Raw genomic sequence first — 19,109 nt, 5'->3', positions numbered from 1 at the left:
TCTCGCCGACCCGGAGAGGAAAAGTATGGCTGAAATAGAACATGTACCAGGGAAAGAGCTATCCGGCAAAGCCATGAGACGCGTTGTCATGGGCAGTTTCGCTGGCGCGTTGATGGAATGGTACGATTTTTTTATTTTCGGAACGGCAGCAGGGCTAGTCTTTGCTCCCCTGTTTTTCCCTGATAGCGATCCTTTTATTGGTTTAATCGCCGCATTCGCGACCTTTGGTGTGGGTTTTCTATCACGTCCGCTAGGGGGCATTGTTTTTGGCCATTTTGGCGATAAAGTCGGTCGCAAAATAACGTTGATTTGGACGTTAGCGATAGTTGGTTCCTCAACGTTTTTAATCGGCTTCATACCAACATACAAGGACATTGGTATCTGGGCCCCGATTATATTGATGGTTCTTCGTCTGGTGCAGGGGTTCGGTCTGGGTGGGGAATATGGCGGGGCTGCATTGATGACTATTGAATCTGCGCCTGAGGCGAAGCGCGGGTTTTTAGGTTCGCTCCCACAAACGGCAGCCTCGGTTGGGATTATGCTGGCGACAGGGGTGTTTGCATTATGCAATCACTTCCTGACCCAGGAAGAGTTTCTGGCCTGGGGATGGCGTATCCCTTTTTGGCTCTCTGCCATCATGTTAATTGTTGGGATGTTCATACGATTACATACTGAAGAAACACTGGATTTTAAAAAACAAAAAACGGCTGTCTCACAGGAACAATCAGCACCACCGTTGATTGAACTTTTCCGTAAGCATCCACGTAACATTCTGTTGGCGCTAGGGGCCAGGCTGGCGGAGAGCGTTTCGTCGAACATCATTAATGCCTTTGGTATTGTCTATATTTCCAGCCAGTTGGCATTATCAAGGGATATTCCACTCAACGGCATGCTAATCGCCTCAGCAATTGGCATTGTATGTTGTCCATTAATTGGTTGGATCTCTGACCGCGTTGGGCAACGGAAGATGTATTTATTTGGCGCTGGTTTTTGCATCCTTTTTGCATTCCCATTCTTCCTGCTGCTGGATACGAAAAGCACACTTATCATCTGGTGCTGCATGATTCTTGGCTATAACCTGGGGCCAACGATGATGTTTGCAGTACAGCCCACCTTATTTACTCGTATGTTCGGAACACGAGTGCGTTATACGGGTCTTTCATTTGCCTATCAGTTCTCCGCAATTCTGGGTGGGTTAAGCCCGCTAATTGCCTCCAGCTTGTTGGCGCTGGGAGGCGGGAAACCGTGGTATGTAGCACTGTTTCTGTTTGTTATCTCAATACTTTCATTCATTTGCGTCTGGCTTATCGAGCCACATTCAGACAATAAAAATGACGCTAATAACATTTAACTTCTTACCGAAATATCAGAGAGCAATAACATGAACAATGAATTGAATACTGAGCATTATCAAGCATTACAGCGTGCTTTTGATGCCGCCTGGCCGGGACCGATCGGTCAACCTATTTTGCTGGAAAAAGGACATTTACGTCTGCAAGTTTTTCCGCGTGATGGTGCCAGAATCACCTCGCTACAGGCATTTGGTTTTGAAGTGTTACGTCAATGGGAGCCACAGCGTAAAGCATTTCAGTATGGCTGCTTTCCTATGGTTCCTTGGGCAGGCCGCCTTGGCGATGCAACGTTGACAGTAGGGAAGAAACAGTACGCATTACCTGCTAACAAACCGCCTCATGCTCTACATGGTATGGCCTGTTATTCATCATGGGAAATTGTCGAACATAAAGCGGATACCTTGAAACTGCGCATGCCACTGGGCGCTCCATGGCCATGGCAAGGAGAGGTCCTGCAAACGCTGACCATTGAAGACGATGCGCTAATTCTACGCTTAGAAATTCATACTTTGTCTGAAACATTCCCTGCATCAGCTGGATGGCACCCTTGGTTTGCAAAACGACTCGACCAGCAGAATGAACAAGAACAATTACAGGTAATTTTTGATGCTGATTGGCAGGAAGAGGCTGGAAACAATGAGCTACCAACCGGTAAAAAAATCCCTCCACAATCAGGTCCGTGGGATGACTGCTTTGGTTTTAATAACGGTCTCAATGTCAGATTACAGTGGCCTGGTAAGCTGAGTATGACAATGACATCGAGTGCGCAAAGTCTGGTTGTCTTTGATAAACAGCCCGATGCAACTTGTGCCAATCCGCTTACTCAGGCGCCAAATGCGATAAATAGGACACCGCAGTTTGTCAGTGCAGGTCTTCCGTTGGTGATTGAGTCACGCTGGCAATTTGCACAGGAATTCTGATGGCTTAGCCAATAATCCCAACAGGGACGCATAGTCAAACTTCTCCTTTCCCGCTACAGTTATTCATCCACGGCGAATAAGGAGAAGGGCATGCTCTATATCTTTGATTTAGGTAATGTGATTGTCGATATCGACTTCAACCGCGTGTTGGGCACATGGAGCGATCTGAGCCGTGTACCGCTGGCCTCGCTGAAGCAAAGTTTCACCATGGGGGAGGCTTTTCACCAGCACGAGCGAGGTGAAATAACGGATGAAGCCTTTGCCGAGGCGCTATGTCATGACATGGCGCTGCCGCTAAGTTACGAGCAGTTCTCTCACGGCTGGCAGGCCGTTTTTGTGGCATTGCGCCCTGAAGTCATCGACATCATGCATAAGCTGCGTGAGCAGGGGCATCGGGTGGTCGTCTTGTCGAATACTAACCGTCTGCACACAACATTTTGGCCGGATGAATATCCTGAAATTCGTCAGGCTGCTGACCATATTTATCTTTCCCAGGATCTGGGCATGCGAAAACCGGAAGCGCGGATTTACCAGCATGTCCTGCAGTCTGAAGGTTTTTCTGCGGACGATGCGGTCTTTTTTGACGACAACGCCGATAATATTGAAGGAGCTAACCGGTTAGGGATTACCAGTATCCAGGTCGTCGATAAAACGACCATTCCTGACTATTTCGCGAAGTTGTTATGCTAAAAAATGTTCAGCAACAAGCCAGGCACCATACGCGTCCTGTACGGGCCTGGCTGAAGCTACTATGGCAGCGGATTGATGAGGACAACATGACGACGCTGGCAGGGAATCTTGCCTACGTTTCACTGCTCTCATTAGTGCCGCTTATCGCCGTTGTGTTTGCTCTTTTCGCCGCATTTCCGATGTTTTCCGACGTCAGTGCCCAGCTACGTCATTTTATTTTTGCAAACTTTATCCCGGCGACGGGAGACGTCATCCAGCGTTATATCGAACAGTTTGTCGCCAACTCGAACAAAATGACGGCCGTTGGGGCATGTGGGCTGATTGTCACGGCGTTATTGCTGATGTATGCCATTGATAATGCTCTGAATACTATCTGGCGCAGTAAGCGCACTCGTCCCAAAGTTTACTCTTTCGCCGTCTATTGGATGATTTTAACGCTGGGGCCGCTGCTGGCGGGGGCCAGTCTGGCGATCAGCTCTTATTTGTTGTCATTGCGCTGGGCCAGCGATCTCAACTCGGTGATTGATGACGTCTTGCGTATTTTCCCTCTGGTGCTTTCCTGGCTCTCGTTCTGGCTGCTTTACAGCATTGTACCGACTACGCGTGTACCCAATCGTGATGCGGTTATTGGCGCCTTTGTGGCCGCCGTGTTGTTCGAGGCCGGAAAGAAAGGATTTGCGCTCTACATCACGATGTTTCCGTCGTATCAGCTCATTTACGGTGTCCTGGCGGTGATCCCCATTTTATTTGTCTGGGTATACTGGACGTGGTGTATCGTCTTGCTAGGCGCGGAAATAACTGTCACTCTCGGGGAATACCGCAAACTTAAACAAGCCGCAGAACAAGAAGAAGCAGATCAACCATGATTGCATTAATTCAGCGCGTAACCCGTGCCAGCGTCACCGTGGAGGGTGAGGTGACGGGTGAAATTGGCCCAGGACTTTTGGTCTTGTTAGGTGTCGAAAGGGATGATGACGAACAGAAAGCGAACCGTCTGTGCGAGCGCGTACTCGGCTATCGAATCTTTAGCGATGCCGAAGGAAAAATGAACCTCAACGTGCAGCAATCAGGTGGCAGTGTGCTGGTGGTTTCACAGTTCACGCTGGCGGCAGATACCGAACGTGGCATGCGCCCGGGGTTTTCGAAAGGCGCTGCGCCCGAGCGGGCAGAAGCGCTGTATGAATACTTTGTTGAGCGTTGCCGCCAACAGGAAATGAATACGCAAACCGGTCGATTCGCTGCGGATATGCAGGTTTCACTGGTTAATGATGGCCCCGTGACGTTCTGGTTACAAGTATGAACCAGCTACCGGTGTGGCCGCGGGCAACAAGAGAGAATACGACTATGTATCACCTTCGAGTACCGCAAACAGAAGAAGAGTTGGAGCGTTACTACCAGTTTCGCTGGGAGATGTTGCGTAAACCGTTGCACCAGCCCAAAGGCTCCGAACGGGATGCCTGGGACGCGATGGCGCATCACCAGATGGTGGTGGACGAAGAGGGAAATCTGGTCGCGGTTGGGCGTTTGTATATCAATGCGGATAACGAAGCCTCCATACGCTTTATGGCCGTTGACCCCTCTGTGCAGGAGAAAGGGTTGGGCACGCTGATGGCGATGACCCTGGAGTCTGTGGCGCGTCAGGAAGGGGTAAAGCGCGTAACCTGTAGCGCCCGTGAAGATGCGGTCGAATTTTTCGCCAAACTGGGGTTTGTGAGTCAGGGCGAAATTACCACGCCGCAAACCACGCCGGTGCGCCATTTTTTGATGATTAAGCCCATCGCAACGCTGGACGACATTCTCCATCGCGGGGACTGGTGCGGACAGCTACAGCAAGCCTGGTACGAACATATTCCATTGAGTGAGAAAATGGGCGTGCGCATTCAGCAGTACACCGGGCAGAAATTTATTACGACGATGCCAGAGACAGGCAATCAGAACCCGCACCATACGCTGTTTGCCGGAAGCCTGTTTTCACTGGCGACGTTAACGGGCTGGGGGCTTATCTGGCTGATGCTGCGCGAGCGTCATCTGGGGGGGACGATAATCCTCGCCGACGCGCATATCCGATACAGCAGGTCAATTACCGGGAAACCTACCGCTATTGCCGATCTGGGCTCGCTGAGCGGTGACCTGGACCGTCTGGCAAGAGGCCGCAAGGCGCGCGTTCAGATGCAGGTCGGGGTGTTTGGCGATGACACGCCGGGCGTTGTGTTTGAAGGTACCTACATTGTGCTACCCGCGAAACCGTTTGGCGCATATGAAGAGGGCGGGAATGAGGAAGAGTAGGTCAGAGGGGATCCTCTTTACTCGATGAATGCGTCTGCCGGAAGGTTAAAGCGCTCTGCGAGCATTTTAATATGACTTACAGTCAGTGCTCTGCGACCATTCAAGATGTTGCTGACATTGGATTTTGAACCAAGTTCGTTGGCAAGATCTGCTGCTTTGAGACCATATTGATCCATGAGCGTACGCAGTAACGTAACGCCATGAGGAGTATGTTCCAGTTGTTGGTTGAGGGCACTGAACTCAGGCGCATGTTTTTCGTAGTCGCGGATCCGAGCTGAAAGCAGCTCAAACAACGGGTTTTCCAGGTCGTCACGATCAACCAGATACTCCACCAAAGCGAGTGCTTTTCGGTACTCTGCCTCATTTTGTTCTTTGCCTAACAGGGGGATTTTTTTCACTGCATCGGTAAAGGTATCGATCATCAATTTTACACTGGCTGTGTCTATCTGATGGCTTTCATGCGTTCTCATTATTTGTGACCCCGATAGTATGTGGTTAGTCTGTCATACTCGGCATGGTGAACGATATGCTTCACAAATACCTTTTGCAGTTTGAAATCAATATAGGCAATAAGTCTCAAGCAGTTACCTGAAACATTAATCACCCACCATTTATTTCTGTATTTAAAATTATCCAGTGAAGGTATGTACTGCTTCATCTCTTCAGGAGTGTGGAACATTTTTTTCTCTAAAATATTCAGCAAATCAACGAGTGCTGCCATGTGGTTTGGAAAACGGAGTATTGCCTCGTTGAAAGGTTTTCGGCTGATAACATGCATGGTGTAGTTCCATTACAGAGTTTTCAACCTGAAAGCAAAATAACGCAAGGCAATTAAGTTTTCAAGATGAAAACAAAAGATTAATCAAGCATGTCTTCCTGCTATAGGATTAACGACGCGCCAGGCCACATCTCGCATAACATTTCGTGCCGCCTGACTCACTCCTGCCAGCTGGAAAAATCCGTGGATAACGCCAAGATAGCGTTGGCAGGTGCACTCCACGCCCTGCTCCTGGAACCGTTGATACAGGGCCTCGCCCTCATCGCGCAGTGGGTCGAATTCGGCTGTAATGATGTGCGTGGGCGGCAGACCGTTGAAGTCTTCACGCCAGACTGGGCTGGCTTCGGGATGCCGCAGATCGGTTTGCGGCAAATACATCTCGTAACCCGAAAGCAACGTGTCACGTGTGATAATGTAATCCTGCCCATTTCGGTCGTAGCTCTCAAACCTGGCGGTTGCGTCCAGCATCGGGTAAATCAGCATAAGCTGCGCAGGTTGCCATTGATTGGCAGCTTTCAGGCGCAGTGCGGTGACCAGCGCCAGATGCCCGCCCGCACTGTCGCCAGCAAGCGTAATCCTGCCGCGGTCGACACCCAGTTTCTGGGCATATTTCCAGATAATATTGGCTCCCGTTTCAGCGTCGTTATGTGCAGCCGGGAAAGTATGCTCTGGTGCAAGGCGATACTGCACCGCAATGACTCGACAGCCGCTGTACCAGGCGAGCTGCCTTAGCTGGTTATCATGCGTCGCGAATCCGCCACTGACAAAGCAGCCGCCGTGATAATAGATAACGCAGGGTAGATTTCCCGTGGCGCCCCGCGGCGAAACAACGCGAAATGTCATTGCATCGAGTTCAATATCTTCAACCTGTACGCGGGTTTCAGTTTCTCCTGCCAGTACCGTGCTGGCAATGTAGCCAGCTCTCCGGTCATCAATATTTTGCTCGCGCGAAGAAGGGCGTCCCGCCGCGATAAATGCCTCAACCAGCTGTGCAATCCCGCTTTCCAGTGCCATTTATTATTTTCCTTATCTGTATGGATATACAGTTTTATAACCTGGATAGCCACGAATGAGAATGGGAAAAGTGACGGGTGTACGATTCTGGAAAGCGGCTCGCAAAAGTAAAAATCGTTCGCGTGAAGTCTATTTTCTCGCTTTTCTCGGGTGTATGTTGTGTGGAAATTAATCGCCAATGATATACTGGAGGTATATGTGAGTATGATGGCTGGGATGGATATGGGCAGAATTTTACTCGATTTATCAGACGAAGTGATCAAACGTCTTGATGATCTCAAGGTGCAGCGTAATCTGCCGCGGGCCGAGCTTTTGCGGGAGGCTGTTGAACAGTATCTTGAGAGGCAGGATCAAGCTGAAACGACAATTTCACGTGCTCTTGGGCTATGGCAAGGTTGTGAGGAAGATGGCGTTGATTATCAGCGTAAACTCCGTGAGGAATGGTAATGGTCACAGGATCTGCGCTTTTTGATACCAACATCCTCATCGACCTGTTTAGCGGGCGAAGTGAAGCAAAACTAGCGATAGAAACATGGCCGCCGCAGAACGCAATCAGCCTCATTACATGGATGGAGTTGATGGTGGGCGCAAAAAAATATCATCAGGAATTTCGCACACGCGTTGCGCTAGGCGCTTTTAATGTGATCGGTGTTTCACAGGATATTGCTGAACGAAGCGTGAGTATCAGGCAGGAATATGGGATGAAATTGCCGGATGCCATCATTTTGGCCACTGCGCAGATTCATCGTCTTACACTGGTTACGCGTAATACCAGGGATTTTGCAGGCATATCCGGCGTGGTCACACCGTATACGTTATAACCCGGGCGACCTGCGCCGCCCGGTAGTGCAAAGAACTTACTCCCCTTCACCCGGGAACAGGAACGGGTTGATGGAGCTGCGGGCAAAGCCCTCTTGCTCCATGTGTGCGTCCAGCATCAGTGAAGCGAGATCGTCGGCTACGGCCTCGACTTTCGGGTCTTTTTCCTGATAGAGAATCTTCAGGTAAGTCCCGCAATCGCCGCAGCTTTCAGCTTTAATTGCCGCCTGTTCGTTATCCAGCGACCAGTAGTTCAAATCACGGCTCTGCTCACAGTTGCTGCACTTCACGCGCACCACGTGCCACTCGGTTTCGCACAGGTTGCAGTGCAAATAGCGCAGCCCCTGAGTGGTACCGATTTGCACCATGCTGGAGACCGGCATTGAACCACACACCGGGCAGTACTGACGCTGTTCGCCGTATTCCGCACGGGCTTTGCCGGGGATCAGGCTCGCCATCTGCGCCCAGTAGAGCGACAGGGCAGCCCAAATGAACGGTGCTTTGTCGCTGCTGACGGAGGCGAAATCGGAGGCAAACAGCGCGCTGGCCATCAGTTCCAGCTCCTGCTCCGAGGCTTTTTCCAGATTCTCGATCACGGCCAGCGCAGGGCCGCTCATTTCCGGCTTCAGCTCAGCAATTAGCGATTGCAGCAGTTTTTGCCAGTGCTTGTCGCGTGGCAGAACGTGGATATCCAGTGGCGGTTTGCCCTGATCGTTCGCTTCTTTGATGCGAGCGGTCAGATCCATCTGCAGCGGATGGTCGTACAACACCACTTCCTGCGCGTGAGCGATCAGCGCGGCAAAACGCAGGTAATCACCCAGCGGGTTGTTCTCGGCCAGCTCGCGCAGACGTTCAGCGCGGCGGTTATACAAATTTTTGAGTCTGGGGAATAATAACGGCGGAATCATATCCGCCGTGCGTTTCTCGCTCTTCTCCAGCTCATCTTGCGGGATTATGCGAATACTCATTCAGATGACTTTTCCTGTTTCTGGCGGACTTCACGGTACCAGCGCGGGTGATGTTTCTTCGCCCATGAGCTGGTAACCCATCCTTCCACCATCGCGGTAATGGTGCCTTTCACCCAAAGGGCGGCGTAAATGTGCACCATGATAACCACAATTAACGCTACTGCGGCAAATGAATGCAGCATTAACGCGAATCGGATCACCGGGATTGAGAAAGCAGGCGCAAAATACGGACGCCAGATGACCACTCCGCTCACCAGCAACAGGACCAGGAAGATAATCGCCGCCCAGAATACGCATTTCTGGCCGAAGTTATAACGTCCCGTGTCACCTACTTCCTCGTTGACGACAATCTTACGAATATTCTTCGCCCAAAAGATATCATCCCGATTGATTAGATTGTGGTGCCAGTAACGGAAAAACATGATGATAAACGAGGCAAACATGATCACGCCGACAAACGGGTGCACAATTCGCGCCAGTTGCGGCGTGCCCATGATGTGCATCAGCCAGTTAAACGACGGGAAGAGAAAACCCATCCCGCTCACTGCCGCCAGAATGAAGCAGAAGGCGGTGATCCAGTGGTTGATGCGTTCCGGCGCCGTGTAGCGCACGATGGTGTCACGTCGTTTCATTTGCGCACCTCGTCTTTTTCTTCATGCAGATTGTCTTCTTCCTCTTCCGCACGGTTCGGGCCTACGCCGACGTAGTGGAAGATACTGGCCGCAAATGTCGCTGCAAAGCCGACGGCTGCGAGAGGTTTCCAGATGCCTTTCCAGAACTTCACGGTGGCGCTGATTTCCGGGTTCTCCGGCAGACCGTGGTACAGATTCGGCTTGTCCGCATGGTGCAATACGTACATCACGTGCGTACCGCCAACGCCTGCCGGATCGTACAGACCCGCGTTTTCGTAACCACGCGTTTTCAGCTCCGCCACGCGCTCACCGGCCAGCGTTTTCATCGACTCTTTGGTGCCGAAATGAATAGCGCCGGTTGGACACGTTTTCACGCAGGCTGGTTCTTGTCCGACCACTACACGGTCAACGCACAGCGTACATTTGTAAACGCGATTGTCTTCCGGGTTGAGGCGCGGCACGTCGAACGGGCAGCCCGCGATACAGTAGCCACAGCCGATGCACTGCTCGGACTGGAAGTCGACGATACCGTTGGCATACTGAATGATTGCTCCTTCGGCCGGACACGCTTTCAGGCAGCCCGGATCGGCGCAGTGCATACAGCCATCCTTGCGGATTAGCCACTCCAGTTTGTCGTTTTGTTCCACTTCCGAGAAGCGCATTACCGTCCAGGATTTAGCGGTCAAATCAGCCGGGTTGTCGTACACCCCAACGTTGTTGCCCACTTCATCACGGATGTCGTTCCATTCAGAACACGCCACCTGACACGCTTTACAGCCGATACAGGTGGTGACGTCGATAAGCTTCGCCACCTCTTCCTGATGGCCCCGCGCCTGAGGCGCGGGGGTGAAACCGTTAGTGGCGGAACGACGAATGATGTCTTGCGATTGATAAGCCATAGGTCGTCTCCGTTACACCTTTTCCACGTTCACGAGGAAGGATTTAAATTCCGGCGTCTGCGTGTTCGCATCACCGACGAATGGCGTTAACGTGTTAGCGATAAAGCCTTTTTTCGCCACACCTTCGTAGCCCCAGTGAATCGGGATTCCGATAGTGTCGATATCCTGACCGTTGGCCTTCAACGTGCGAATACGTTTAGTCACCACCGCTTTGGCTTTAATGTAGCCACGGTTAGAGGAGACTTTGACGGTATCGCCATGAGAGATACTGAGCTTATTCGCCAGCTTCTCGCCAATTTCCACAAACTGCTCCGGCTGGGCGATAGCGTTAAGCAGCGCATGCTTAGTCCAGTAGTGGAAGTGCTCGGTCAGACGGTAGGTCGTACCGACGTACGGGAACTTATCCGCTTTACCCAGTGCTTCCGCGTCACCTTTAAAGATACGTGCGGCAGGGTTAGAGATAACGTTCGGGTGCAGCGGGTTAGTCCCCAGCGGCGTTTCAAACGGCTCGTAGTGTTCCGGGAACGGACCTTCTGCCATCTTATCGATAGCAAACAGGCGTCCCATCCCTTCCGGCTGCATGATGAACGGCCCAACGTTGCTGCCCGGCGCGGCGGCACTGTAGTCTGGAATATCCATCCCGCTCCATTTCGCCCCGTCCCATTTCAGGATCTGACGTTTTGGATCCCACGGATTCCCCTGCGGGTCAGCGGAGGCGCGGTTATACAGAATACGTCGGTTGAGCGGCCACGCCCATGCCCAGCCCAGCGTATTGCCAAGGCCTGACGGATCGGCGTTATCGCGACGTGCCATCTGGTTGCCTTCCGGCGTCCAGCTACCGGCAAAAATCCAGCAGCCGCTGGAGGTGGTACCGTCGTCACGCAGTTGGGCGAACGAGCTAAGCTGTTGGCCTTTCTTGACGATAACGGCACCGGTGGCCGGGTCGATAATGTCGGCCAGGGCTTTACCGTTGCTCTCCATCGCCACTTCTTCCGAAGCCGGTTCGTGTGGTGTGGAGTAGTTCCAGGTCATGCTCAGCACCTGTTCCGGGTTCGCGCCACCCTGTTCGGCATACATCTTGCGCAGACGCAGGAAGATACCGGCGAGGATTTCACCATCGGTAACGGCAATTCCTGGGGCATCCGCACCTTTCCAGTGCCACTGCAGCCAGCGACCGGAGTTGACGATAGAACCGTTCTCTTCGGCGAAGCAGGTGGACGGCAGACGGAATACTTCAGTCTGGATTTTCGACGGGTCAACATCGTTCGACTCACCGTGGTTCTGCCAGAAGGTGGAGGTCTCTGTATTGAGCGGGTCGATGGTGACCAGGAACTTCAGTTTGGACAGTGAAGCCACAACCTTGTTTTTATTCGGGAATGATGCGACCGGGTTAAAGCCCTGGCAGATATAGCCATTCACTTTGCCCTGGTTCATCATCTCGAAGTACTGCAGGACGTCGTACCCTTTATCCCACTTCGGCAGCCAGTCGAAGCCCCAGCTGTTTTCCGCTGTCGCTTTATCGCCAAAGAAGGCTTTCATCATCGAAACGAAGAATTTCGGGTAGTTGCCCCAGTAGTTCACCTGGCCTTCCAGCAACGGTTTTGGCGTGTTGGCGGCAAGGTAAGTTTGCAGGTCAGTTTGCTTCTCGCTTGGCAGCGTCATATAGCCCGGCAGGCTTTGTGACAGCAGACCTAAGTCGGTCAGACCCTGAATGTTAGAGTGTCCGCGCAGGGCGTTAACGCCGCCGCCTGCCATCCCCATATTGCCCAGCAGCAACTGGATCATCGCCATGGTACGGATGTTCTGCGCACCAACGGAGTGTTGCGTCCAGCCCAGTGCGTACAGGAACGACGCGGTTTTATCTGGGCGGCTTGTTTCTGCGATGTACTCACAGACCTTCAGGAAGTCGGCCTTTGGCGTACCGCAGATATTTTCTACGACGTCCGGCGTGTAGCGGGAGACGTGCTGTTTCAGCAGGTTCCATACGCAGCGCGGGTGTTGCAGGGTGACATCGCGTTTGGCGAAGCCTTTTTCATCCAGTTCGTAGTTCCAACTGGTTTTGTCATACTTGCGTTTGTCCGCGTCGTAGCCGGTAAACAGGCCATCTTCGAAACCGTAATCCTCACGCACGATCAGGCTTGCGTTGGTATAGGCTTCAGTGTATTCGCGGTTGAATTTTTCGTTGTTCAGCAGGTACAGCAAAACGCCTGACAGGAAAGCAATGTCAGTACCGGAACGAATCGGAGCATAGAAATCAGCCACTGCCGCGGTTCGCGTAAAGCGCGGATCGATAACAATCAGCTTCGCGCCGTTGTGAATTTTGGCTTCCATCGCCCAGCGGAACCCGACCGGGTGAGCTTCAGCGGCGTTACCGCCCATCACCACAACGAGGTTGGCGTTTTTAATGTCGACCCAGTGGTTGGTCATCGCACCGCGACCAAATGTTGGAGCAAGACTTGCTACCGTTGGTCCGTGTCAGACGCGTGCCTGGTTGTCGACCGCGAGCATACCAAGCGCGCGGGAGAATTTTTGTGTTAAATAGCCGGTTTCGTTACTGGAAGCGGAAGCACACAGCATCCCGGTGGAAAGCCAGCGGTTAACGGTTACGCCTTCGGCGTTTTGTGCAACGTAGTTAGCGTCGCGGTCTTCTTTCATCAGCTTAGCGATGCGGTCAAATGCCTCATCCCAGCTAATCTGTTGCCACTTATCAGAGCCAGGTGCGCGGTATTCCGGGAATTTCAGGCGGCTTTCAGAGTGGATGAAGTCCACAAGTCCTGCCCCTTTCGGGCACAGTGCGCCACGGTTAACCGGGTGATCCGGGTCCCCTTCGATATGGAAGATGGATGCTTTGGCGTTTTTTGCTCCGTCACCGAGACTGTACATTAACAGTCCACAGCCAACGGAACAGTAAGTGCAGGTGTTACGGGTTTCGCGGGTGCGCAGCAATTTATATTGCCGTGTTTCCGCTAGCGCTACGCCGGGTGCAAAGCCCAGTGCCGCTGCCGTGGTGCCTGCCATACCGCCAGCGCAGATCTTAAAGAACTGCCTTCTGCTGACCTGCATGGTTCGCTCCTTGTTTCGACATTGTCACGTTCCCTTCGTTTTCCTATAACGCGAACGCGAGGGAAGTGGTTGTTATTTTTCTTTGCGGACGGGACCGCAAAGGTCCAGAATTGGGTGAATTTCCCTCCGTCCAGGAGGGGTTTGTAAAGAATACCACAATGTTGGTATGCGTGTTCCAATACGGTTAAAAGAAAGTGAATAAGATTATTCAAGAAAACATCAAGAATGTGACATCTCCGACAGGATCTCGTCAGTTGACCCTCTGGAAGCGCGAGGACTTGCAACATCCTCAGCCAGATGAGGTAGCTGAAGAAGTGCCTGTGGCGCTGGTATACAACGGGATTTCACACGTGGTGATGATGGCATCACCGAAAGATCTTGAGCACTTCGCGATGGGTTTTTCACTTTCTGAAGGCATTATTGAGTCCTCGCAAGATATTTACGGGATGGACGTGGTGCCTTCCTGCAACGGATTAGAAGTGCAGGTTGAGCTGTCCAGCCGGCGCTTTATGGGGCTGAAAGAGCGTCGTCGCGCGCTGGCCGGTCGGACTGGCTGCGGTGTTTGTGGCGTGGAGCAACTTAATGATATTGGCAAACCGGTCCAGCCGCTGCCGTTTACCCAGACATTCAATCTGGCGCATCTCGATAACGCCTTAAGGCATCTCCCTGATTTCCAGCCTGTTGGGCAACTGACAGGCTGCACGCACGCGGCTGCCTGGATACAGCCGTCAGGTCATCTGGCGGGTGGGCATGAAGATGTTGGACGTCATGTTGCGCTGGATAAACTGCTGGGACGACGTGCGATCGAAGGGGAAACCTGGCAGCAGGGCGCGGTATTAGTCTCCAGCCGCGCCAGCTACGAGATGGTGCAGAAGTCGGCAATGTGCGGCGTGGAAATCCTGTTTGCTGTTTCTGCGGCGACAACGCTCGCTGTGGAAGTTGCCGAACGCTGTAACCTGACGCTGGTGGGTTTTTGCAAACCGGGCCGGGCGACGATTTATACACATCCCGAGCGTCTGATAACTGAGTAACCAGTATTCAATTAATTTGAATAAGACTGGCAAATCCTTCCGCTTTTAGTTGTGCGATGAGATGGCTATTATTTATCACATCAAGGCACGGTGCCTTAATCAAACAACTAAGTTAAAGGGTTTATATCATGAAAAGCATCAAAACTTTTGTCGCAGTTATCGCTCTGGCTACTTCTTTCGGTTCTTTCGCTGCTCAGACAGTTACCGCAACCGGTTCTACACTGGAAAGCGCTGAAGCAAAAATTGCCGCTCAGGCTGAACGTGCAGGTGCCAGCGATTATAAAATCACTCAGGCATACACCGGCAACCGCGTGCACATGACCGCTGAACTGCTGAAATAAAATACCTCAGTACTGTCGAAAGAGCGCCCTTGAGGCGCTTTTTTCATTTCCGGTATTCACTGCCTGAGCAATCCGATAAACGCGTTATAGTCTTTCAATCCCGCAATAGTTTCTGCCGGATGGCTGCTCAGCACGCTGGATAAATAACTGAAGATTTTTAGCTCATGCCGCGCCTCGGCGGCGGCACAGGCGATCAGGACATGGCTGACCGGTTCGTTATTCACCAGAATAGGGTGTGCGAGGGTAATAAAGAAACCACGAAAGCGGCGCTCCTGTTCGCTCCAGCAATGAGGAATCGCCAGGCGATTCACGATCAGGTTTTCACCTTCATGCTCCCGGGCGCAAATGCGCAGCGCTTCGTCCTCGGTGATATGGCTCTGTGCCACAAGCTGGCCGCAGATCCGGCCGATGATACTCTGCCAGCTTTCGGCCTTCATATTGGCGTAATGGAAGCTGCCCGGCTGTAAAAAGAAACGTTCGGGCTGCTGGCGGATAAAGGCCGTTGCGAGGAAGTGTTTAATCTGCTCGGTACCTGCAGCGGTGATGATGTTCTTGATAGTTAAGGTATTTTTTATAGATTCATCAAGTAAATAGTGACTATTGTTGATGATTAACAGTGGGGTGATTTCTTCACTGATGGCGCTGACTTCACTCGTATTTCGCGCAATGATCACCCGACAATTCAGAACATCTCGCTCAATGGCCTGTTGGTTGATGGTGGCGATAGCATTCTGGTCGGATAACAAAATGACCGGCTGGCGCTCGTTTTGATGGCGCTCCAGGGCGCAGGCGAAGTAAAGCCCTATGAGGTCGCTATCGAACAGTGGGATATCCAGTTTTTCACGCAACAGGGCAATAAAACGCAGACTCAAATCGAAGGCGGCAGGCCAGGTCGACTTCAGGTTGTGCATACTGCTCTGGCGATGTTCTGGTACCCAAACCGGGGCAGAGACGCATCTCAGCAGGTGGCCGGTAATATTATCAACCAGTTGGGTATCGATAACGTTCAACGCAACGATGCCGGGAACGCTTTTTAACAACAAGGTCACCGCATCGGCAGAAATTGTCATTGCCTGCTGTTGTCTGATTTCCAGAAGGCCGATCAGTGTTCTGAAGGCGTTCTCGCCCAGGTAGACTCTTCCTTGTTCCACCGCATTTTTCAGTGAAACATACCGACACTCCGGCCATGATCCGGAGAGCTGGTTACGCAGGGCATAGACGGCCAGCACCAGACTTGCCAGGTACTCTCCCGAGATGAGCGGGAATTCATTAAGTTTTTCACATGCTGCATTGAGCCTGTCGATGTTGTCTCGGGTAATACCCGGCAGTGGAATTAAGAGGGGATCTTTTTTAAGCAGATTCGCCAACAGGATAATGCGCTTTTCTTCCGGTTCATCAATGAAATGACCGACGCCCGGGCGGCTGGCAAGACAAAAGGCGCGCTCATAGCGCTGCTTCAACCGTGGGAGACGATCGGCCACCCAGGTTTCAGGTAAATTGAGCGCCGAAGCCAGCTGTACACGCGGTGTAAAGGTATTGAGCAGAAGAAAGGCCAGCAACCGGTCATCATTATCATGGCGTTGCAGAAGCTGAAAATAACCGCGTCTGTCGACAATTTCCAACTGATAGCCCGCACTGCCGCCGGGCTGAATGCGGGCCTTACCGCTGAGGGTAAAATTGAGGTAGTCAATATCGCGCAGGATGGTTCTGCCTGAAACGCCAGTTTGCCGCGCCAGGTCGCCCAGCAAACACGGCTGCTGTTCAAGAAGATCCACCAATTTTAACTGGCGTTCCGAAAGCATTAACTCTCCCGGCGAAAGTCAGTAAGCGCGCGGACCTTTTCGGTCGACAGCGAGGTGAGCAGTTCCCGCACCAGCGTAAACAGCGCGTCGTAATCCGATGCGGAAATCATGCCGCTGTTGGCGTGGAGATAGCGAGTCGGCAGGCATAGTGCCGCCACCGGACGACCGCCGCCCATAACGTTATAGCGTCCACTGTCCGTCGCCCCGGTTTTCATGGTGCAAAACTGCAATGACGCACCGCTGTTTTCTGCACACGCTTTTAATGTGGCAACCAACTGCTGATTAGGGAAATAGCGCTTATCGAACAGCATCAGCCCTGGACCCTCGCCAAGCTTGAGTGGGTATTTAATGCTGTCGATTCCGGGCACATCGCCCGCAACCGCAGTATCCAGCACGATCACCACATCGGGCTTGATATGCTCCGCTGAGGTTTGCGCCCCGCGTAGACCCACTTCTTCTTCCACGCTGCCCACGCCGTACAGGGTAATTTCAGGGTTATTCACGGTTTGTAAAAGCTCGGCCATCAGGGCGCAGCCGACGCGATTATCCAGCGCTTTGCCGACGATCTTATCTTCGCCCCAGCGAGCGAAATTGGCTTCCGGGCTAACGAAATCACCGATCGCAATTCCGCGGTTTTCTACTTCTTCGCGGCTGTTGGCACCAATATCGATGAACATTTCGTCAAATGTCAGAGGTTGCTGTTTCTGCTTTTCCGTTAAGGCGTGCGGTGCTACGGAGCCGATTATGCCAGGGATTTTAACGCCCTTGCGGGTACGGATGGCGACCCGGTGGTTCAGCATCGACTGGCTCCACCAACCGCCAATGGTGGTGAAGCGCAAAAAGCCGCTTTCGTCGATATGCGTGACCATAAAGCCCACTTCATCCATGTGACCGACGATGGCAACCTTCGGCCCACGGTTGCCCTTGCGTGCGACAAAGCTGCCGAGGCCGTCAAAAGTGATTTCATCGACGCTGGAATCCAGCGCATTAATGAGAAGAGTGCGAACTTCCTGCTCATCACCGCTGACGGCGCTGGCTTCGCATAACTGCTGAAGTAACTCAATGTTCATGGGCAAGCTCCTGCTGTGCGGCTTTACGTTTCAGCCACAATCCTTTCAGGATGATAATTAACGAAATGTTCAGCGCCAGACCGATAGCCAGCACCAGGTAAAATGACCCCACCGGAGACATCAGGCCAATCAGCGGATCAAAGATACCTAAACCCGGCGCGAGACGTTTGATTCCAAAGGCGATGACCAGCATGCCGGTAATACCACCGGAGAGCGTATTGGCGGTAATCATCGGCAGCGGCGCGGCCAGCGCATAGGGGATTGCCGGTTCGGTGGCGACGGTGGCACCCACCACAATCGCACTGCTGGCGGCGGCCTTCTCCTGCTGGGTAAACAGTTTTGGCGCTAAATAGGTAGCGATACCTGCCGCGACGGGCGGCATCAGCGCCACCACGCCGACGATGGCGTACCAGTCATAGATATGTTTTTCCAGCAGTGAGAAGCAGAAGAACCAGGCCGTTTTATTGATTGGCCCGCCCATATCAAATGCCAGCATTGCGCCAACGAGGAAGGCTGCGCCCATTTTCATTGATGGTGGAATGGTGTTCAGGAAGTGCAGCAGCCCCCCCATGATGTCGGACATCACCGGGCCGATGACGTAATAAGTCAGTACGCCAAACACCAGCAAAGTGACAAACGGGATCAGCATGGAGCCGAGCAGCGGCTGCAACGCTTTGCCGAGCCGAACCTTGCGAAACCAAAGCACAAAGTAGCCAATTGCCAGCCCGAGTACGACCGCGCCGAGAAACCCCGCGCCGGACTGGGTGCCGAGTAGGCCTTTATCGTTCGCCAGGTAACACACCAGAAACGCCGGGGCAAAAGCGGGCTTATCGGCAATCGACCACGCGATGTATGCCCCCATAATGGGGATCATAAAGGTGAAACCCAGATAGCCGATGGATTCAACAACCCAGGTGAACGACGGCGCACCTTTCGACATATCGGCATAGGGCAAACCGAACTGCACCAGCATATTAGCGATGGCGACCAGAATACCGCCGCCAATAACAAACGGCAGCGCGGCGGAAACGCCAGCCATCAGGTGGCTCATCACGCTACCGTGCTGGACCTCCTGTTTTCCCAGCTTCACGCTGCTATCAGTGGCAAAAAGTTGTGAGTGAGTCGGTAACTGCGTAAAAATCAGGTCGATATTTTTCAGCGCCTGGGAAATGGCTATTTCATAGACTTTTTTCCCGGCGAAACGCGCCCGGTCTTCACCGCTCAGGCCGCGACCTGTAGCCAGAATAACGTAATCGGCAGCGGCAATTTCTTCACTGGTCAGTCGGTTTTCGACGCCGCTTGAGCCCTGGGTTTCGACTTTAATCGTATGGCCGAGCGAGCGCGCTTTTTGCTCCAGCGCTTCTGCCACCATATAAGTGTGGGCGATACCCGCCGGACAGTTGGTAATCGCCACTAAACGCAAGGATGACTCCATAGCCGCTTC

At 52.6% G+C, this 19,109-nt stretch carries 20 protein-coding genes; 10 read left to right on the top strand and 10 right to left on the bottom strand.

Translation table 11 applies throughout. From position 1 onward, the window contains the following. Nucleotides 1-25: 25 nt before the first annotated feature. The 6 genes from HV243_RS23890 to fabY all read left to right on the top strand — a co-directional run bounded on the left by HV243_RS23890 (nucleotide 26) and on the right by fabY (nucleotide 5,248). The gene (locus HV243_RS23890) at nucleotides 26-1,351 is read left to right on the top strand and encodes an MFS transporter (protein ID WP_016157871.1); all 1,326 of its coding nucleotides are present in this window, start codon (nucleotides 26-28) and stop codon (nucleotides 1,349-1,351) included. Nucleotides 1,352-1,381: 30 nt separating this feature from the next. Then, nucleotides 1,382-2,272 (top strand): aldose epimerase, encoded by an 891-nt coding sequence (locus HV243_RS23885; protein ID WP_053388926.1) that lies wholly within the window; start codon nucleotides 1,382-1,384, stop codon nucleotides 2,270-2,272. Nucleotides 2,273-2,362: 90 nt separating this feature from the next. Continuing rightward, entirely contained in the window at nucleotides 2,363-2,962 is a 600-nt protein-coding gene (gene yihX / locus HV243_RS23880) for a glucose-1-phosphatase (protein ID WP_016157873.1), read from the top strand. Beyond that, nucleotides 2,956-3,828, top strand: a complete 873-nt coding sequence (locus HV243_RS23875) for a virulence factor BrkB family protein (RefSeq protein WP_019077938.1) — start codon at nucleotides 2,956-2,958, stop codon at nucleotides 3,826-3,828. The genes yihX and HV243_RS23875 overlap by 7 nt, the downstream gene beginning before the upstream one ends. Then, the gene (gene dtd / locus HV243_RS23870; RefSeq protein WP_003028671.1) at nucleotides 3,825-4,262 is read left to right on the top strand and encodes a D-aminoacyl-tRNA deacylase; all 438 of its coding nucleotides are present in this window, start codon (nucleotides 3,825-3,827) and stop codon (nucleotides 4,260-4,262) included. Before HV243_RS23875 ends, dtd begins: the two co-directional genes overlap by 4 nt. Before the next feature lie 44 nt (nucleotides 4,263-4,306). After that, nucleotides 4,307-5,248 carry a fatty acid biosynthesis protein FabY gene (gene fabY, locus HV243_RS23865; RefSeq protein WP_053388925.1) on the top strand — a complete coding sequence of 314 codons (942 nt, stop codon included), beginning with the start codon at nucleotides 4,307-4,309 and terminating at the stop codon, nucleotides 5,246-5,248. A gap of 17 nt (nucleotides 5,249-5,265) precedes the next feature. Here the strand turns inward: fabY and HV243_RS23860 are convergent, their stop codons facing one another. From HV243_RS23860 to HV243_RS23850, 3 genes are all read right to left on the bottom strand, one after another. Continuing rightward, nucleotides 5,266-5,718, bottom strand: coding sequence for a helix-turn-helix domain-containing protein (locus tag HV243_RS23860; protein ID WP_053388924.1), 453 nt, complete (start codon nucleotides 5,716-5,718; stop codon nucleotides 5,266-5,268). Further along, nucleotides 5,718-6,026: a type II toxin-antitoxin system HigB family toxin gene (locus tag HV243_RS23855; RefSeq protein ID WP_053388923.1), complete on the bottom strand. Its 309-nt coding sequence runs from the start codon at nucleotides 6,024-6,026 to the stop codon at nucleotides 5,718-5,720. Before HV243_RS23855 ends, HV243_RS23860 begins: the two co-directional genes overlap by 1 nt. Nucleotides 6,027-6,110: 84 nt before the next feature. Next, nucleotides 6,111-7,040: an alpha/beta hydrolase gene (locus HV243_RS23850; protein ID WP_149330683.1), complete on the bottom strand. Its 930-nt coding sequence runs from the start codon at nucleotides 7,038-7,040 to the stop codon at nucleotides 6,111-6,113. 204 nt (nucleotides 7,041-7,244) lie between these two features. Here HV243_RS23850 and HV243_RS23845 point away from each other — a divergent pair, with 204 nt between their 5' ends. After that, nucleotides 7,245-7,487: a CopG family transcriptional regulator gene (locus tag HV243_RS23845; protein WP_016155181.1), complete on the top strand. Its 243-nt coding sequence runs from the start codon at nucleotides 7,245-7,247 to the stop codon at nucleotides 7,485-7,487. Then, nucleotides 7,487-7,861, top strand: coding sequence for a type II toxin-antitoxin system VapC family toxin (locus HV243_RS23840; RefSeq protein WP_053388922.1), 375 nt, complete (start codon nucleotides 7,487-7,489; stop codon nucleotides 7,859-7,861). Before HV243_RS23845 ends, HV243_RS23840 begins: the two co-directional genes overlap by 1 nt. 36 nt (nucleotides 7,862-7,897) lie before the next feature. Here the strand turns inward: HV243_RS23840 and fdhE are convergent, their stop codons facing one another. Genes fdhE through fdnG form a run of 4 tightly spaced genes read right to left on the bottom strand, consistent with a single transcriptional unit; the run spans nucleotide 7,898 to nucleotide 13,421 of the window. Next, complete coding sequence (fdhE, locus tag HV243_RS23835; protein ID WP_003028685.1) at nucleotides 7,898-8,827, bottom strand: formate dehydrogenase accessory protein FdhE; 930 nt, start codon at nucleotides 8,825-8,827, stop codon at nucleotides 7,898-7,900. Continuing rightward, nucleotides 8,824-9,459, bottom strand: coding sequence for a formate dehydrogenase cytochrome b556 subunit (fdoI, locus tag HV243_RS23830; protein ID WP_003028686.1), 636 nt, complete (start codon nucleotides 9,457-9,459; stop codon nucleotides 8,824-8,826). The genes fdhE and fdoI overlap by 4 nt, the downstream gene beginning before the upstream one ends. After that, nucleotides 9,456-10,358: a formate dehydrogenase O subunit beta gene (gene fdoH / locus HV243_RS23825; protein WP_053388921.1), complete on the bottom strand. Its 903-nt coding sequence runs from the start codon at nucleotides 10,356-10,358 to the stop codon at nucleotides 9,456-9,458. Before fdoH ends, fdoI begins: the two co-directional genes overlap by 4 nt. Before the next feature lie 12 nt (nucleotides 10,359-10,370). Further along, on the bottom strand, nucleotides 10,371-13,421 hold the full coding sequence (fdnG, locus tag HV243_RS23820) for a formate dehydrogenase-N subunit alpha (RefSeq protein ID WP_131351646.1): 3,051 nt from the start codon (nucleotides 13,419-13,421) through the stop codon (nucleotides 10,371-10,373). A 194-nt stretch (nucleotides 13,422-13,615) separates the two neighbouring features. On the opposite strand from fdnG, the gene fdhD reads away from it, so the two are divergent. Next, nucleotides 13,616-14,452 carry a formate dehydrogenase accessory sulfurtransferase FdhD gene (gene fdhD / locus HV243_RS23815; protein ID WP_072161021.1) on the top strand — a complete coding sequence of 279 codons (837 nt, stop codon included), beginning with the start codon at nucleotides 13,616-13,618 and terminating at the stop codon, nucleotides 14,450-14,452. Nucleotides 14,453-14,580: 128 nt separating this feature from the next. Next, nucleotides 14,581-14,793, top strand: a complete 213-nt coding sequence (locus tag HV243_RS23810) for a DUF1471 domain-containing protein (RefSeq protein ID WP_003825262.1) — start codon at nucleotides 14,581-14,583, stop codon at nucleotides 14,791-14,793. Nucleotides 14,794-14,849: 56 nt separating this feature from the next. Here HV243_RS23810 and HV243_RS23805 read toward each other — a convergent pair whose 3' ends face one another. Genes HV243_RS23805 through HV243_RS23795 form a run of 3 tightly spaced genes read right to left on the bottom strand, consistent with a single transcriptional unit; the run spans nucleotide 14,850 to nucleotide 19,100 of the window. After that, on the bottom strand, nucleotides 14,850-16,595 hold the full coding sequence (locus tag HV243_RS23805; protein WP_053388918.1) for a putative frv operon regulatory protein: 1,746 nt from the start codon (nucleotides 16,593-16,595) through the stop codon (nucleotides 14,850-14,852). Then, nucleotides 16,595-17,665 (bottom strand): aminopeptidase, encoded by a 1,071-nt coding sequence (locus HV243_RS23800; protein ID WP_053388917.1) that lies wholly within the window; start codon nucleotides 17,663-17,665, stop codon nucleotides 16,595-16,597. Before HV243_RS23800 ends, HV243_RS23805 begins: the two co-directional genes overlap by 1 nt. Then, nucleotides 17,655-19,100 carry a PTS fructose-like transporter subunit IIBC gene (locus HV243_RS23795; protein WP_047357775.1) on the bottom strand — a complete coding sequence of 482 codons (1,446 nt, stop codon included), beginning with the start codon at nucleotides 19,098-19,100 and terminating at the stop codon, nucleotides 17,655-17,657. Before HV243_RS23795 ends, HV243_RS23800 begins: the two co-directional genes overlap by 11 nt. Nucleotides 19,101-19,109 lie beyond the last annotated feature (9 nt).

The organism is Citrobacter sp. RHBSTW-00599 (assembly GCF_013784065.1).
GTDB lineage: Bacteria > Pseudomonadota > Gammaproteobacteria > Enterobacterales > Enterobacteriaceae > Citrobacter > Citrobacter braakii.
The sequence above is the reverse complement of the archived record's forward strand: the minus strand, read 5'-3'. Positions and strand labels throughout refer to the sequence as shown.

Bases quoted from the DNA above. Each gene is read 5' to 3' on its own strand.
- HV243_RS23890 (WP_016157871.1), top strand. From the start codon at position 26: ATGGCTGAAATAGAACATGTACCAGGGAAAGAGCTATCCGGCAAAGCC.
- HV243_RS23885 (WP_053388926.1), top strand. From the start codon at position 1,382: ATGAACAATGAATTGAATACTGAGCATTATCAAGCATTACAGCGTGCT.
- yihX (WP_016157873.1), top strand. From the start codon at position 2,363: ATGCTCTATATCTTTGATTTAGGTAATGTGATTGTCGATATCGACTTC.
- HV243_RS23875 (WP_019077938.1), top strand. From the start codon at position 2,956: ATGCTAAAAAATGTTCAGCAACAAGCCAGGCACCATACGCGTCCTGTA.
- dtd (WP_003028671.1), top strand. From the start codon at position 3,825: ATGATTGCATTAATTCAGCGCGTAACCCGTGCCAGCGTCACCGTGGAG.
- fabY (WP_053388925.1), top strand. From the start codon at position 4,307: ATGTATCACCTTCGAGTACCGCAAACAGAAGAAGAGTTGGAGCGTTAC.
- HV243_RS23860 (WP_053388924.1), bottom strand. From the start codon at position 5,718: ATGAGAACGCATGAAAGCCATCAGATAGACACAGCCAGTGTAAAATTG.
- HV243_RS23855 (WP_053388923.1), bottom strand. From the start codon at position 6,026: ATGCATGTTATCAGCCGAAAACCTTTCAACGAGGCAATACTCCGTTTT.
- HV243_RS23850 (WP_149330683.1), bottom strand. From the start codon at position 7,040: ATGGCACTGGAAAGCGGGATTGCACAGCTGGTTGAGGCATTTATCGCG.
- HV243_RS23845 (WP_016155181.1), top strand. From the start codon at position 7,245: ATGATGGCTGGGATGGATATGGGCAGAATTTTACTCGATTTATCAGAC.
- HV243_RS23840 (WP_053388922.1), top strand. From the start codon at position 7,487: ATGGTCACAGGATCTGCGCTTTTTGATACCAACATCCTCATCGACCTG.
- fdhE (WP_003028685.1), bottom strand. From the start codon at position 8,827: ATGAGTATTCGCATAATCCCGCAAGATGAGCTGGAGAAGAGCGAGAAA.
- fdoI (WP_003028686.1), bottom strand. From the start codon at position 9,459: ATGAAACGACGTGACACCATCGTGCGCTACACGGCGCCGGAACGCATC.
- fdoH (WP_053388921.1), bottom strand. From the start codon at position 10,358: ATGGCTTATCAATCGCAAGACATCATTCGTCGTTCCGCCACTAACGGT.
- HV243_RS23810 (WP_003825262.1), top strand. From the start codon at position 14,581: ATGAAAAGCATCAAAACTTTTGTCGCAGTTATCGCTCTGGCTACTTCT.
- HV243_RS23805 (WP_053388918.1), bottom strand. From the start codon at position 16,595: ATGCTTTCGGAACGCCAGTTAAAATTGGTGGATCTTCTTGAACAGCAG.
- HV243_RS23800 (WP_053388917.1), bottom strand. From the start codon at position 17,665: ATGAACATTGAGTTACTTCAGCAGTTATGCGAAGCCAGCGCCGTCAGC.
- HV243_RS23795 (WP_047357775.1), bottom strand. From the start codon at position 19,100: ATGGAGTCATCCTTGCGTTTAGTGGCGATTACCAACTGTCCGGCGGGT.